This window comes from Sphingobacterium sp. HJSM2_6 (assembly GCF_049316305.1).
Classification (GTDB): domain Bacteria; phylum Bacteroidota; class Bacteroidia; order Sphingobacteriales; family Sphingobacteriaceae; genus Sphingobacterium.
Genome location: NZ_JBMOXB010000016.1, coordinates 94,281 through 109,017, shown reverse-complemented (window position 1 = coordinate 109,017; position 14,737 = coordinate 94,281). Strand labels below are relative to the sequence as shown.

At 35.4% G+C, this 14,737-nt stretch carries 11 protein-coding genes; 3 read left to right on the top strand and 8 right to left on the bottom strand.

Annotation, left to right across the window (positions count from 1 at the left end; all coding sequences use genetic code 11):
* Nucleotides 1-228 precede the first annotated feature (228 nt).
* From ACFRAE_RS14335 to ACFRAE_RS14315, 5 genes are all read right to left on the bottom strand, one after another.
* Nucleotides 229-1,359 carry a glycoside hydrolase family 76 protein gene (locus ACFRAE_RS14335; RefSeq protein ID WP_422797854.1) on the bottom strand — a complete coding sequence of 377 codons (1,131 nt, stop codon included), beginning with the start codon at nt 1,357-1,359 and terminating at the stop codon, nt 229-231.
* Nucleotides 1,360-1,367: 8 nt separating this feature from the next.
* Nucleotides 1,368-2,438, bottom strand: coding sequence for a SusE domain-containing protein (locus ACFRAE_RS14330; protein WP_422797853.1), 1,071 nt, complete (start codon nt 2,436-2,438; stop codon nt 1,368-1,370).
* Between the two features lie 91 nt (nt 2,439-2,529).
* On the bottom strand, nt 2,530-4,164 hold the full coding sequence (locus tag ACFRAE_RS14325; protein WP_422797852.1) for a RagB/SusD family nutrient uptake outer membrane protein: 1,635 nt from the start codon (nt 4,162-4,164) through the stop codon (nt 2,530-2,532).
* A 10-nt stretch (nt 4,165-4,174) separates the two neighbouring features.
* On the bottom strand, nt 4,175-7,285 hold the full coding sequence (locus tag ACFRAE_RS14320) for a SusC/RagA family TonB-linked outer membrane protein (protein WP_422797851.1): 3,111 nt from the start codon (nt 7,283-7,285) through the stop codon (nt 4,175-4,177).
* A gap of 182 nt (nt 7,286-7,467) precedes the next feature.
* A complete protein-coding gene (locus ACFRAE_RS14315) occupies nt 7,468-7,728 on the bottom strand; it encodes a hypothetical protein (RefSeq protein WP_422797850.1) in 261 nt (86 codons plus the stop codon).
* A 112-nt stretch (nt 7,729-7,840) separates the two neighbouring features.
* Here ACFRAE_RS14315 and ACFRAE_RS14310 point away from each other — a divergent pair, with 112 nt between their 5' ends.
* Entirely contained in the window at nt 7,841-8,830 is a 990-nt protein-coding gene (locus ACFRAE_RS14310) for an aspartate-semialdehyde dehydrogenase (RefSeq protein WP_422797849.1), read from the top strand.
* A 128-nt stretch (nt 8,831-8,958) separates the two neighbouring features.
* Here the strand turns inward: ACFRAE_RS14310 and ACFRAE_RS14305 are convergent, their stop codons facing one another.
* The 3 genes from ACFRAE_RS14305 to ACFRAE_RS14295 form a co-directional block, all read right to left on the bottom strand.
* A complete protein-coding gene (locus ACFRAE_RS14305) occupies nt 8,959-9,525 on the bottom strand; it encodes an AAA family ATPase (RefSeq protein WP_422797848.1) in 567 nt (188 codons plus the stop codon).
* Nucleotides 9,526-9,980: 455 nt separating this feature from the next.
* Nucleotides 9,981-10,976 (bottom strand): Kelch repeat-containing protein, encoded by a 996-nt coding sequence (locus ACFRAE_RS14300; RefSeq protein WP_422797847.1) that lies wholly within the window; start codon nt 10,974-10,976, stop codon nt 9,981-9,983.
* 3 nt (nt 10,977-10,979) lie between these two features.
* Entirely contained in the window at nt 10,980-12,341 is a 1,362-nt protein-coding gene (locus tag ACFRAE_RS14295) for a hypothetical protein (protein WP_422797846.1), read from the bottom strand.
* A gap of 275 nt (nt 12,342-12,616) precedes the next feature.
* Between ACFRAE_RS14295 and ACFRAE_RS14290 the strand changes: the two genes are divergently transcribed.
* Complete coding sequence (locus ACFRAE_RS14290; protein ID WP_422797845.1) at nt 12,617-14,053, top strand: sensor histidine kinase; 1,437 nt, start codon at nt 12,617-12,619, stop codon at nt 14,051-14,053.
* A complete protein-coding gene (locus tag ACFRAE_RS14285; protein ID WP_422797844.1) occupies nt 14,050-14,724 on the top strand; it encodes a response regulator transcription factor in 675 nt (224 codons plus the stop codon). Before ACFRAE_RS14290 ends, ACFRAE_RS14285 begins: the two co-directional genes overlap by 4 nt.
* The last annotated feature ends 13 nt before the right edge of the window (nt 14,725-14,737 follow it).

Sequence of the window (14,737 nt, the reverse complement as noted above, 5' to 3'; positions counted from 1 at the left end):
TGTTTTATATGTATTTTACGCAATCGTATGTTAGCTATTATCGCGCTTACAATATATTATTTTCCGATAATTTCTGCCTTCCTTGCAAAGTTATTAATATGTTCTAGGAATTTTTTAGTCTTAATAATAAAATTCTTCAAAAAAATAAAAAGCGTTTTCTGTATGCAGAAAACGCTAAAAAATAACATTAAAGATTATCCTTTTAAAGGTCAACCTAGTTTAAATTCATTATGGTTTATGCTTTCGGAGATGTGCCAAACCCTCAAAAAGCATGGCAGCACTTGCTTGGCAAGTTAATGTGCTGCTGGCAGAAGGCTTTTCAGTCCATGAAGGACTAAATAGCAGTAAACTATGATCAGTTCCTAGAGTTAAAGCTGTTTTTGCATTATGTAGAAAAAAGTTCTCAAACTTACTTCTAAAAGCATCACTAATCTCATCGACTAATAAGTATTGCACGAAGTATCGGATGAAAATGCCTTTAAACATGGCACCATCCCCAATACCCTCATGCCTTAATACATTATTACTGGCATCTATGCATTTCGTTATGGTATAATTCACAATTTTTTGGGCATCATTTAAATAAATAGGATCCTTGCTAATGTTGTATAATTCTACAGCAGTACCCAAAAAGGTGCCTTGATTATAGGTTAAGGAAAAACGAGCGATGACATCCGTTTGTCCATTGAAATGATCATATACTGCGCCGGTTGAACGGTCAAAAAGAACCTCTTTTTCCCATTCATAAATCTTGATTGCCCAATCAAGATACGTTTGATTTTTAGTTACCTTATACAATCTTGCTGCTAAAATACTCGCGGGTCCGTTGGAACAGGCATTTTTCGAATACAAGAGGTCTTTTTTCCAAGCAATTCCCCCTCCAGCAAACTCGGTATTCCAACCCTTGATAATGTCTTCCCATAATAGGATTGTGGCATCTAAATATTTTTGATCTTTTGTGATTTCATGTAATCGAAGAAACGTTAAGGCATTCCATTGCATGTCGTCGTAGTAGTTATTGTAATAGCTGCCGCCATTTTTCAACTTAATGCCTTCAAACCAACGATCGAAGTAAGGCCTATATTTTTCATCATTTGTTCGTAAATAATCATCGATTACAACATCCATGGCATGTGCATTTGGCCAATATTGAAATCCTAAATCAGTTTCATCACTTCCATAATTAAAATATCCATCCTTATTCCAGAATGCATCTATTAATTTCTGCGAGGTTTTATCTGCAGTTTCTTCCCAAGAAACGGAACTTTCATCGGTAAATTGGTATTCGTCTTCTATTTTACCACAACTTCCTAGAACCAGGATAAAAGAGAAGATGAGCATCGTCGTATTTATCTTCATAGCCTATTCTATTTTACAGTTACTTGATGTGTATACTCTTTATCTCCTTGTAAGATAACACGGATCTCTGTTGATTTTCCATCTACCTCTAACGCAAATTTCCACTTATCATTCCATCGATCCACGGGTACCATCTTTATATGGTAATAAGATTCAGGACTCGATGCGTTTGGACGGCTATCAGTAGGGTTTTTTGTGCCCAATTGTGCAACTTCATCCTGGCCATTTGAGGAGATTGAAAGTTGAAATTTGTATCGTTCATCTTTACCCCAACTTTCTTGTTTAAAGTTGATGACTTGTGTTGCAGACCAAATCCCTTTTCCTGCATATGGTAAATCAAATAGCACCTTGCCTTCAGGTGAAAACCAAAGTCCCACGGATTTTATTTCTGTGTATTTTATGTTGGCCACATTAAAGTCTATTTCTATTCGATATACGCCAGTTTTCGCTACTTTCATATCGGGCATATTATCCGATTCCTTTAACTTCACCTGATCTTCGCTGTAAAATGACCTTGCATTTTCTTCCTTTTTGTCAATGAATTTATAGCTTTTGCCAGCTTCTAATTTTGTGTAAATTTCATATTCTCCATTTGCCACAGATTTAAAAGGTAAGGCAAGATTAACCGAATTTCCTGTTTCAGAACCTTCACCAGTAATAAATAGTTCACTCGGAATCTCTGAAAACCCTTGGAGACTGGTGATTTTTAATTTTCTTACAACAGCCGATGTTTTACGTATTATTCCTCTTGAGGATATCACTGTCCATTGGATATCTCCTGTTTCTCCCGGATTTATTCCAGCTAAAGAAGCAACCGTGTTTAATATTTTATGGGAAACGTAAGCGTTGCTGGCAAAGCCTTTATTGGTAGATATTACTTTATATAATGGTTTCGAAAAATCACCTCCAATTTTATCAAAAGCAATTTCATATTGGGCAGCTCCGCCATCTTCGGTTAAGGCCGCTTCCCATTCAAAAAATAAACTTGCTGAACTTGAGCTCAGTAGTTTTACGCTTTTATTGTCAATAGGTTCAAATACATTATTTACCGTTGTTATTTGAACATCGGTAAAATTCATGTTATCTGTTTTACAGGAATTTAGGCTAATGCATAGTAATGCAAATAGTATCAAGTTTAATAATGATTTCATGATCAAGTTTATTTAGCTATTAATTAGAGTGACCTGGATTATTGGGTAATAAGTTTTTATTTAAATCAAGTTGGGATTGAGGAACCGACCAAAGATAATCTCTGTTTTCATCGAATCGACGGTTGTCTAAACGAATATAATCCCTGTTTCCATTACTGAATTTTGCGCCATATACTGGCCCATCTAAATATGTTTTTCCAGCTTTCCATCGAATGATATCATAATATCGGAGACCTTCCAAGGCAAGTTCAGATCTTCTTTCATTTCGAATGATGTTGCTTAGTTGTTCTTTTGTTGCTCCAGATGGATAGGATAAAGCATCTGAGGAGGTGAAGCCTGCTCTTTCTCGAATTTTACGAATAGTATCATCCCATATTGAGGCATTAAATTTCCCTAATTCTTGCATTGCTTCTGCATACATTAATAAAATGTCCGCGTAACGGAACATGAAAATATTTAAACTAGATTCAAAAGTTACGCTGGCAGATCGGTCATAATATTTTTTCACATAGTAACCGGTCGATGAAGAGTTCGCACTCGGTCCGGAATAATTATCTAATCTTTCTTGCGCATTATTCCCCGTACCTGGTTTTATGTAAATCGTTTGGATATTTCCATTGAACGCTGTCCATTTGGCACCATGAAATACGACGGTAGCTGCTAATCTGGGGTCTCTATCTTTGTAAGGATCATCTGCTGAATAATGTGCATCCTCTGCAATAGTTTTTCCGTTGATGGTTAAATAATTGTCTACCAAACTTTGTAATGGGGCATAGGCATTTAAATTTGCACCTGCCGATAATGGAGCAGCTCCATATAATTTATTCCAAGTTTTTAAGGATGGCACATAAGAATAATCCAGTATCACTTCTTGGTTATTTTCATTTTCCCTCTGGAATAAGCCTTCATAATTGGGGAATAGGGAATAATTGCCATAAATAGCTTGATTATTTATTAAGCTGTCGCAATAATTGGCGGTTTTTTGCCAATTTCCTTCATATAAATTGGCTCTAGCCTGAAAAGCCAGGACAGCACCCTTGGTTATTCGTCCGTTTTCAAGTTTCGACAATTGATTTTTTGAAGGCAAGATGGAGCTTATAGCCGATAGTTCATCATGGATAAATTGGAGGACAACCGTTTTATTTGTTCTTTTTATGCTGTTAGTTTCCGACAGTAAAATATCCGAGCTGAAGAAGGGGACATCACCGTAAAAATTTATAAGTCGGAAATAGAGGTATGCTCTGATAAAACGGATCTCTGCAATTCTCCTGTTTTTCAATTGCCTGTCTATATTTGGAACTCTGTCTATGTTTGCCAGGAAAACATGGCATGTTTTTATTCCAGCATAGATATCGCCCCATTCGGAGGAAAATAAACCTAATGATGGATCTACAAGTCCATTTCTTATCGATCGTTGATTGGTGTTTGATCTACCTTCGAATATGTTGTCGCTTAACGCTTCGTCATTCCACATTTTATCTGCCGAGTACATTTGATTGTAAGCCATATTCACAACCAATTCGGCATTGGCCGAACTTTGCCAAAATGTAGCATCCGTAAAGTTGTCGGTAGGGATGGGATCCATTGAATTGCAGGAAATTGCAAAACACGTGATGATGCTATACATCAATTTTATAGAGGTTTTAAGTTTCATCAGGTCTTATTTAAAATTTTACATTTAAACCAAATCCATAATATTTTAAGGTTGGGTAATTTCTAGCGCTGTTAGCCCTTCCATTCATATTTCCATCAAACTCTGATGATTCAGGATCTATCCAAGAGTTAAGGCTTAAGGTTAATAAGTTTTGTGCGTTTACAAAAAAGCGAACCTGCTCCAGTTGTAGTTTTTTGCTTATTTCATTCGGTATGGTATATCCAATTTGAATGTTTTTCAATCGGGCATATTGTCCACTGAATTTGTACAAATCGGATTCCATTTGGTAATTGTTTTTTGTAGAAGCTGAACCAGCAGCGGTTAGTCTAGGGTATTTGGCATCCGTATTTGTTGGGGTCCAAAAATCCAATTGATGCTGATAAATCGCATACGAATAATTGGAATGAAATGGCTCTACGAGTTCGCCTCTGATCATCATATCTCTTTTGCCTACCCCTTGCCATAACATACTAAAATCGAAGTTTCTGAAATTTACCTGATAATTTAAACCGTAGATAAATCTTGGAAACCCATGTCCTAAGACAAATCGATCTCTTGAATCTATTATTCCATCATGATTGCGATCGACGTATCGTACATCTCCTGGTGATAAATCGGAAGGACTTATCCCTACAGGTAATGCGGCCGTTTCGATTTCTTGAATATTTTGAAACAGTCCTTGTTTATTATATCCAAAATAAGTTTTGATAGGTAAACCTTCTCGCGTTAAATTGATGACATTGTCCGCATTGGAAATCTGGATTTTATCTTCAAAATAAGTTACTACGTTATGGTTATCGCCTAGGTTGGCGGAGATGTTATGTTGAAAATTGCCTGTTTTTAATCGATATGTAACATTAAATTCCCAACCCTCATTTTTCATTCGTCCTATATTCATTTTAGACAATACGGTACCGAAGACGGAAGGTATTTCTGGAGTGATCAATATATCGGAGGTGTTTTTTATGAAGTAATCGATATTGGCTGTCAATTGATTATTTAAAAAAGACAGATCCAATCCTAAATTGAAATTTTTAGTTTTTTCCCATCGTAAATCATTATTGCCATAGGTAAAGCCTGCGCCGGCAACAGCCTGATTGTCGAATCCATATACGTTATTATAACTGGAATAAATGGTTAGGAATTGATAGGGGTCAATATCTTGATTGCCTAATACCCCATAAGAGGAGCGAAATTTAATATCTCCAATCGAGGCCTTATAGTTTTGCAAAAATGCTTCCTCGGTAATTCTCCATCCTGCAGAAATCGATGGAAAAAATCCCCAGCGATGTTCTTTAGCAAATCGGGAAGATCCATCATATCGAAAGGTGCCTTCCAAGTAATACCGGTTATTCCATTCGTAATTAAGCCTTCCAATGATAGAGCTAATGCTGGTTTCTCTTGTTCCTTGCGGAGACACTTTACTAGCAGGGTCTATTTCCGTTCCTGTTGTGGGGGTTCCTAAAATAGGATCCGTAAATTTTAGCTTGATCTCATTGATTTGACTGGTCGAGGACTCATTGGTAAGACCTACAAAGGCCTTGAAGTCATGTTTATGGATCTTTTTGACATAATCTATTAAAAATTGATAATTCAGGATGGAGGATTTTAAATTAAAATCTTCTGTATTCCGATTGGAGTTCATAAATACACTTGGTTTTTCCGCATCTGGATGAGGGTAAAGCGGAACTTCGATACGTCGGATGAAGCGATGGTTTGCATTGATGTCTGCTCCAAAAACCCCTTTTATTTTTAAACCTTCAAAAAGCTTGACTTCCAAAGCGAGATTGGCGTTGAAATAATCATTGCCATTTTTGATATAACCCCCATTATTTAATTCTCCAAGGGGATTTTGGTCTGTCAGCGCATTATTGACTAGGTATTTACCATCCGCACTTTGCATCTTGTAATAATAGTAAGGTGGTAACCTGGAGGAATTAATTATCGCATTGGTAGCAGTCGTATTTAATCCATTATTTCTGGAATAGGATAGGATAGAATTTAATGTAAAAATACCATAGCTAGCCTTTAGGTTTGAGCGAAGATTATAGCGTTGAATCCCATAATTTTTGTTTCCAACAAAGTTGCTGTTTTGATCCATAAATCCCCCCGATAAAAAATAACTGTTGTTTTCTCCGCCACCTGTAAAAGAAAAATTGTGGTTCTGTTGTAAGGCGGGTTGTAGGATTTGTTTGAAGTTCCATTCTTCTTCATCTCGATGATGGTATAAGTCTTGAATTTCATCTGGTGTAAATTCATTATCACTACCTACATTCGTTAAGGCAAGGTTTTTTAAAGTTGCATTTTGGTATCCTTTTACTGGAGAGAACAGGATTTTAGGCTCTTGGATTCCGGTGATACTTGACAGATTGATCTGAGGTTTTTGATTATTCTTCCCTGATTTGGTCGTTATCAAGATGACGCCATTGGCAGATCTTGAGCCGTAAATAGCGGCTGATCCTGCATCCTTTAAAATTGATACATTTTCAACATCAGATGGATTTAAATTGTTTAATGTACCTTGATCACTGACTAAACCATCTATAACGACTAGGGGGCTATTACTGTTTAAAGTAGATACTCCCCGAATATTTATATTCATTCGATTATTGTTGGGATCCATACTCAACTGTTGGATACCTAAACTTGGGGATAGTCCTTGTAAGGCTTGGCTAAGATTGCTAACCGGTCTATGCGCTATTGCACTTTTACTGATTTGATCTACTGCCGCGATGACACTTTTTCTACTGGTTGTTCCATATCCTATAACAATGACTTCCTCCATAACCTCACTTGATTCCTTTAAAGTAATTTGGATTTCAAATTGGTCTACAACAATGCTTGCTGTTTGGTACCCCAAAAAGCTGATTTTTAGGCTGTCTCCAATTTTACCTGAAATACTGAAGTGCCCCGCTTGGTCCGAAACCGTAGATTGATTACTGCCATTGATGCTTATGGAAGCTCCTTTAATAGGTCTTCCCGAAGAGTTAAAGACTTTACCAGTTATTTTTTGTTGTTGAAGGGTATTAGCGGATTGAGCAATATTTGCCAACAGCTTGTTTGGCAGCTGCCCAAAGAGTAATAAGCAGACAATGAAGATTAAGTTCGAATTTTTAAACATACTGATTTATAATTTGGTTTAATGGATAGATAAGCCGTTCTAGTTTATTGCTAATACGGTTTAACAAATATAAATGATTTGAATAAAATAATATGCTTAAAAATGAAAATAAATTAATTAAATAAATATTTTAACTTCTTTTGGGCTCTGTTAATTAAATATTTTATTTAATATAATTAAGTTTATGTTGTATTTAAACAATTTGAAATTAAGTAAGTTAAATTTTTACTTAAAATAAATCTCTTCCTTGGGCGCAATACTATGGAATGGTTTTCTTTTAACCCAAGCGCATAAAATGGTGGATCTGAATTTTTCGGGATATTTTTTAATTCTCTAAAAACTACATTAAACAATAATATTTCATGGAAAAAGTTGTTTTGCTGAATAACTTTCATTGGATGACCTGAAACGTTGAATTTAATTTTTGAAGGGATATTCATCATTATTAATTCCCTAAATTATATTCGTAGAAGTCCCTGTAATTTAGTATGTTTGCTCCCCAAGTTCGTACAAAAAATCTAACGTTATTTAAAAATTTAAAGAAAAATTTAAACTATGAAAGTTGCAGTAGTCGGCGCGACAGGCCTTGTTGGATCGGAAATGTTGACCGTTTTAGCGGAACGGAATTTCCCAGTATCAGAGTTAATTCCAGTTGCTTCAGAAAGAAGCAAGGGTAAGGAAATTGACTTCAAGGGAAAGAAATATAAGGTAGTAACGCCATCTGAAGCTATTGCATTAAAACCAGATGTGGCACTTTTTTCTGCTGGAGGAAGTACTTCTACAGAATATGCCCCTTTATTTGCAGAAGCAGGAATCACAGTGATCGATAATTCATCTGCATGGAGAATGGATCCAAGCAAGAAATTGATCGTTCCAGAGGTAAATGGTGATGTATTGAGCGCAGAAGATAAAATTATTGCAAATCCAAATTGTTCAACTATTCAAATGGTTGTGGTGTTGAAACCATTGCATGAAAAATATAAAATCAAACGTGTTGTTGTTTCGACTTACCAGTCTGTAACAGGTACAGGTGTGAAGGCTGTAGATCAATTAATGAATGAGCGCCAAGGGGTAGAAGGTGAAATGGCTTATCCTTATCAAATCGATTTAAACGTTATTCCTCAAATTGATGTATTCCAAGATAATGGCTATACCAAAGAGGAGATGAAAATGATTAAAGAAACCAATAAAATCATGGGTGATGACAGTATTAAAGTAACTGCTACTACTGTTCGTATTCCAGTGATTGGGGGCCATTCAGAATCTGTAAATATTGAATTTGAAAATGAATTTGATTTACAAGATGTAAGAGCTGCTTTGGAAGCGCAAGAAGGTATCATTGTAGTGGATAACCCTTCGAAATTGGAATATCCTATGCCTAAAGATGCACATGGTAAAGATGAAGTTTTTGTAGGTCGTATTCGTCGTGACGAAACTCAAGATAAAACCTTAAATCTTTGGATTGTTGCAGATAACTTAAGAAAAGGTGCTGCAACGAATGCGGTGCAAGTTGCTGAATTATTACATGGCAAAGGATTAATTTAAGAGAAATCACTTATACATATATAAAAGGCTTCTTCGATTTTTCGGAGAGGCTTTTTTTTAGCATTGTACTTTAATCCGTTTATTGGTATATGCCTAATGGTTATACCTCCTGTGATGCCGGTCTTCTCTTACAATTTTATGGAGGTAATTTGACTGATGTATTTCCTAATAAATTGGCACCTTTCTGCAACAGATGAACGTGGAATTTCTATAAGAGAATAATCAAATGATAAATAGGTTTGTCTCATCCACTCATAAGTGTTCTCCGCGTCATACCAATTCTGTTTTCTTTCCTCATCTTGCTCATAAATAGCTTTCCATGGAGGCAGTATAAAGACTTTTTTGTGATAAGCACATTGTTCTACCTGTGCTTTAAATCTTTTGCTTAGGGCTATGTCCTCCATGCGCATATAGCATACGGCATCTAGAACCCCTCGATCAAAGAAGACGGGTTCCTTGCTTACGCTGTGTTTAATTTTATCGAATGACTTTATCGATGCTTCTAACATGAAACTGGCGTATAACTCTTTATTCTTCCAGGGCAATGCTTCCCCACCACAAGCTATTTGTTCTGATATAATTCTTCTCGCATCTTCTTCAACCGATTTATAACCTGCATGTTGAAGAGCATGGATCAGTGTAGTTTTTCCAGTTCCTGGTCCACCTGTTAAAATATAAAAATTGTCTTTTTGCATAACTTTGTTTGTTTTAACTTAAGCATTCCATTGAAGTCCTTAAGAATATTTTCAAAGTCAATAGGTAAGGGAGGAGTATTCCCTAAATAGATTCATAGCTCTATTGATTTAATTTTTTTAATACCGATAGATTTGATTGAATTTGATTGGCGAAATCTTGAATTTTAAAGATAAATTTTAGGGTTATTATGGCTGTGGAGGAAATGCCTAAGTTTATGTTTTTAGCAGGATACTAATTGATTCACAAACTAAGATACGAAATTTTTTTCAGTCAATTAAAGGAAGTCATTTTTATGTAATTAGGAGTAACTATTTATGGTCTAAACGATATGCTAATCAACATGATGCTTTGCGAGTTTAAAGAATGCATGCTTTTTAGAAGTAATACCACTGTGTATATAAACAAAAAAGGATGGTGTAAAACCATCCTTTTTTATCGTATACTGTTTTTGATACTATCTTACAGGAGTAAATTCCCAAGTATCGTCAAAAAATGTACTTCCGTTAGTACCTGTAGTGATATAACCTTTACCATTCAAACCGAATGCAACTGCTTTTTCACGTACAGAACCGAATGCTTCATGTTTATCAGTCCAAGTTTTAGTCGCAGGATCAAATTTCCAAACGGTAGAAACAATACCAGATGAAGAACGTCCACTTACTAAGTAACCAAATTTACCAATAACAAAAGTAGAAGAGTTATAACGACGAGCATCGTATTCGTCTGTTTTTGTATTTTCTAAAGCTGTCCAATCTGTTCCGTTAAACGAGAATAAATCATCAGCCGGTTGACCATTGTTTAGACCACCACCAACATAGGCAATATTATCAATTACAAATGCATAAGCATATGCTTTCTTAAATGGAAATTTGGTGTTTGTTAATTGTTTCCAGATATTGGATTGAGGATCATATTCATAAAAATCACTGAATGATTTATCTGTTGAAGTAGTACCTAATCCTACGTAAGCTTTACCGTTTAAAGTAAATGCGGTAGCTCCAAAACGTGCATCACCTGGGAATTCTTTAATTTTAGACCAAGTATTAGCCGTAGGGTCATAACTGTAAAAGTCATTCAGTTCGCCTTGAGTTCCATCATCTTTCGTACCATAGCCTAAACCAACATATCCTTTACCATCAACTGAAAACCCAACTGCGTTATGTCTTTTAGATCCTGTAAAATCAGCTTTTTTAACCCATGAAGAACCATTAAAGGAATAGTTGTCGTTTAATGAAGCATTTGTTTTAATATAACCGCCCACTACGTATGCGGTATTATTTATAGTGAAAGATGCTGCTCCATTACGATTTTCTCCTTCAAATGCTGTTGTTCTAGTCCATTCTGTAGGACCAGTTTCCGTACTGGTTTCATCTTCTTTTTTACAGGAGTTAAAGGAAGCGATTGCGAAGGCACCTACCAAAAGTAGTACTAGCCAATTTCTCTTATTCATAGATTATTTAAATTTTGTATATACGATATTTAATTTAATTTTCGGTTTATTGTTTTCCGTTGCCAATATACTGGTATTTACCGTATTAAATAGCGATGGAGAAGCAAGTGATAATATCAGTGATTGTTTATCTTCCGTTCCTGTTAATGTAGAACGGATATATTGAATCATATTAAAACGATATTTACCAGGTTTGCCGGTGTTATTTCCTAATATATAAGTTCCAGTTTGAATGGCATTTGAAAAAGGAATCGTCACATAATTAACTGGAATATTATTTTCATCAGCAATTAACAAGATAGGAATCGGCGCTGCTGCGTAGTAACCTAAATGGGAAGACTCAATTTCTATTTCCAATTCGGCCCTGTTAATAGCTATTCCGGTTTGTTGCATAAATGCTTTTAAACTTGGGAAATCAATTTTTGTAGCTACACCAGTTCCGGCTTGCACAAAACTTAATCCATCCGTATCCTCTACACGAATAGGCGATTGAGCAGTTAAAGCCGCGAAATCTGTACCAGATCGATCTGAAATAAATTGGTTATACTGAAAAACCTTATTCCCCATGTTCAAGCTTTTGGATCCTTTTTTCTTGAATCCATCACTTCCTAAGTACGAATAATTGATATTTACTTGAAGCGTATCTTTAAAACCTACCACGGCGGTATTGTTTTCATCCGTACGTAAGGTAATACCCTTGAAATATTCTTGGAAATTAGCAACGGAATTGAATGTCATGTCTGCAGTCTTAATCTTATTAAACATATCTGCACCAATGGTATTTGATAATTTAATAGATAAAGAGTCTGTTCTACGCATATGTGGTAAAAAACGGATAGAGCCTATAGGCGCAGCCTCGTATGCGAATGATTGATGTGCAAAAATCGTTGCTCCAGGATAATAAACTGGATTTGGTTGCCCAGTCACAGAACTTCCTAAAGTTTTAGTTTCTAAGTTTTCAGTAAGCCTATGGGCGTAAATGGTTTGAAATTTTGAGGTATCTCCATAAGCATAGCGTTGTAAATTAGGTTTGATTACTAAATTAATCGAATCAAAACTTGCGCCTGCAGGAATATCATTTGTCAACGAAGACTGTATTAAACGGAAATAAGTATTAACCTCTAAACTTCCAATAGTTGGTTGAGCGACTTTTCCAACTAACAACATCCCTTGCCCAGCGGAGGGTATATTGGGTAGTTGAACAGTAGAAACCACAGCATTTAAACTGTCTATGGAGGTTACATTTAAATTATCTATATTATCGTTCTTCAACGAAATAGCCATATCCTTATCGCAACTGGCGAAGAATAGTGCAGTACTTAAACTGAATAAAGTAAAAAGAGAAAAACGTATATTTTTTATCATAAAATCACTAGTCATGCAAAAGTATAGAAACAGAAACCTAGATTTTGTTATATAATGTTAAATAATATGAAAAATCAGGAGGTTCTATTCCTTAATTTATCTGCAATGATACCTTTAAAACATCAAATTAATAAAGCTATTGTCTATCTTAACGGTTTTATTACTCTAATTGCTACAACTCAAACAGTATAGAATTGTTAATCAGTGTTATAATTTGTTAAAAGCTTTATTTACTTTATGAGGTGCAAATCTACTAATTTAAATTTGTTTTAATTATGTTAAAAAAGTATAAAATATTGATGCTCGCCATCATCATGACAGCCACAGGTATTGCCTTAGTCTTAACTGTGTGGTTGTATGGTAGTTATAAGGTTCGTAAACAGTTTTTTTTAGGTTTTGCAGAGCATGAATTGTTTAATGTGATACAAACTTATTATCAAGATAATGAAGCGGAAATTCAGAAGGATTCACAAACACAACGGATAGGTCGAGTCGATCGTTTTGCAAAATCCTTACATGAAAAATATCCTAATGTGCCCGAAGATTCTGTAAAGCAAATGCTAGATGCTCAAGGGGTTTGGAGGCGTGGTAATAGTTCAGATCGTACTAATAAAGCGGATTCCTCAAACGCTAATGTGAAAGGAAATAGTCGTTTTGTATCGTCTTTTGTTTTTCGAAATATCAATTGGGGACAAGAAACGGTTGATACCTTATCCTTAAGAATGAAGCAATCTCTGTTGGAAAGGGGTATTAACACTAAATTTCAGTTATTATTAATAAAATTTCCCGAAGACAAGCTGCGCCCAGATCAATTTTATAAGGTAGGATTTAAAAATCATCAGACAAGACCGATTCTTGTTGATCCTGGAGAGCAATTGCATCTAACCATAGTTTTTGTAAATCCCTGGTTATACCTATTGAAAACAATTGCTTGGCAATTATTTATTTCTATTGTATTAATCGGATTATTGATAGGCACCTTTGTTTACTTATTGGATACGATTAAGAAACAAAATCAACTAGCACTCTTGCGGAAAGCATTTGTAAATAACATGACGCATGAATTGAAAACGCCTATTTCAACGGTTATGGCTGCTGTGGAATCCATTCAACGTTTTGGGGCTAGAGACGATAAGGAAAAAATGAATCGATATCTGAACATTTCTAGGCATGAATTGGAGCACCTTTCGGACATGATAGAGCGGGTATTGCAGGTAGATGTGGCAGAAACTAATGGTGTGAAATTGGAAAAAACCTATTTTGATTTAGTGGAATTGATCCAAGAGTCGATCGAAAATACCAAGCTGTTTGCTAAGCGTCCTATCACTATCCATTTTATAAGTAAAGAGCAAACGTACAGGTTATTTGCTGATCAATCGCATATTAAAAATGTGATCAGCAATTTGCTGGATAATGCAGTAAAATATTCAAAAGATCAAATAGAAATTAGTATAGATTTGACATCCTCCTCAGATGGAGTCACTTTTAGTATAAACGATAAAGGTATTGGAATACCTAAGTTATACCAAAAAGGGGTGTTTGAATTGTTTTTTAGAGTTCCTTCGGGCGTTATTCATGATGTTAAAGGCTTTGGTTTAGGCTTAGCTTATGTTAAACAAATCATAAACCAGCATCATGGACGTATTGAACTCATCAGTGAGGAAGGAGTTGGCAGTACTTTTGTTATTTATTTACCAAATGAGAAGAAATGATCAATATTTTATATGTAGAAGATGAAGAAAGTTTGGCAATGATTGTGTCAGACAGTCTGGAGGATCATGGCTTTGAAGTTCGACATGTGGTTAATGGTCAGCAAGCACTTATTTTTCATCAAAAATATAAACCTGATATTGTCATTCTAGATGTGATGATGCCACTGATGGACGGGTTCACGGTGGCTAAGGAAATCCGCAAATCGGATCTACATACCCCGATTATTTTCTTAACAGCGATGACACAAACAGAAGATGTGGTTAAAGGGTTTAAACTGGGAGCAAATGATTATGTGCGAAAACCTTTTAAAATTGAAGAATTAATCGTTCGTATAGAGGCCTCCCTTAAAAAAAGTGGCCAAGGAATGTCCAATACGAAATTCGTCATTGGAAACTACACCTTAGATACTTTGAAAAACACCTTGACCATTCTGGATCATATGGAAAAACTATCCTATCGGGAATCCGAATTGTTAAAGCGGTTAATAGAAAGCAAAGATAAGGTGTTGCCAAGGGATGAAATAATTAGAACGTATTGGAATAATGATACTTATTTTACGGGTCGAAGTTTGGATGTATTTATCAGTAGAATCCGAAAATATTTATCCTTGGACGAGCGGATAAAGATTACCAATATTCGAGGTGTGGGGTATATGTTGTCTGTAGATTAGTTTATATTAAAAA

Bases quoted from the DNA above. Each gene is read 5' to 3' on its own strand.
- ACFRAE_RS14295 (WP_422797846.1), bottom strand. From the start codon at position 12,341: ATGATAAAAAATATACGTTTTTCTCTTTTTACTTTATTCAGTTTAAGT.
- ACFRAE_RS14305 (WP_422797848.1), bottom strand. From the start codon at position 9,525: ATGCAAAAAGACAATTTTTATATTTTAACAGGTGGACCAGGAACTGGA.
- ACFRAE_RS14315 (WP_422797850.1), bottom strand. From the start codon at position 7,728: ATGATGAATATCCCTTCAAAAATTAAATTCAACGTTTCAGGTCATCCA.
- ACFRAE_RS14325 (WP_422797852.1), bottom strand. From the start codon at position 4,164: ATGAAACTTAAAACCTCTATAAAATTGATGTATAGCATCATCACGTGT.
- ACFRAE_RS14300 (WP_422797847.1), bottom strand. From the start codon at position 10,976: ATGAATAAGAGAAATTGGCTAGTACTACTTTTGGTAGGTGCCTTCGCA.
- ACFRAE_RS14330 (WP_422797853.1), bottom strand. From the start codon at position 2,438: ATGAATTTTACCGATGTTCAAATAACAACGGTAAATAATGTATTTGAA.
- ACFRAE_RS14285 (WP_422797844.1), top strand. From the start codon at position 14,050: ATGATCAATATTTTATATGTAGAAGATGAAGAAAGTTTGGCAATGATT.
- ACFRAE_RS14335 (WP_422797854.1), bottom strand. From the start codon at position 1,359: ATGAAGATAAATACGACGATGCTCATCTTCTCTTTTATCCTGGTTCTA.
- ACFRAE_RS14290 (WP_422797845.1), top strand. From the start codon at position 12,617: ATGTTAAAAAAGTATAAAATATTGATGCTCGCCATCATCATGACAGCC.
- ACFRAE_RS14310 (WP_422797849.1), top strand. From the start codon at position 7,841: ATGAAAGTTGCAGTAGTCGGCGCGACAGGCCTTGTTGGATCGGAAATG.
- ACFRAE_RS14320 (WP_422797851.1), bottom strand. From the start codon at position 7,285: ATGTTTAAAAATTCGAACTTAATCTTCATTGTCTGCTTATTACTCTTT.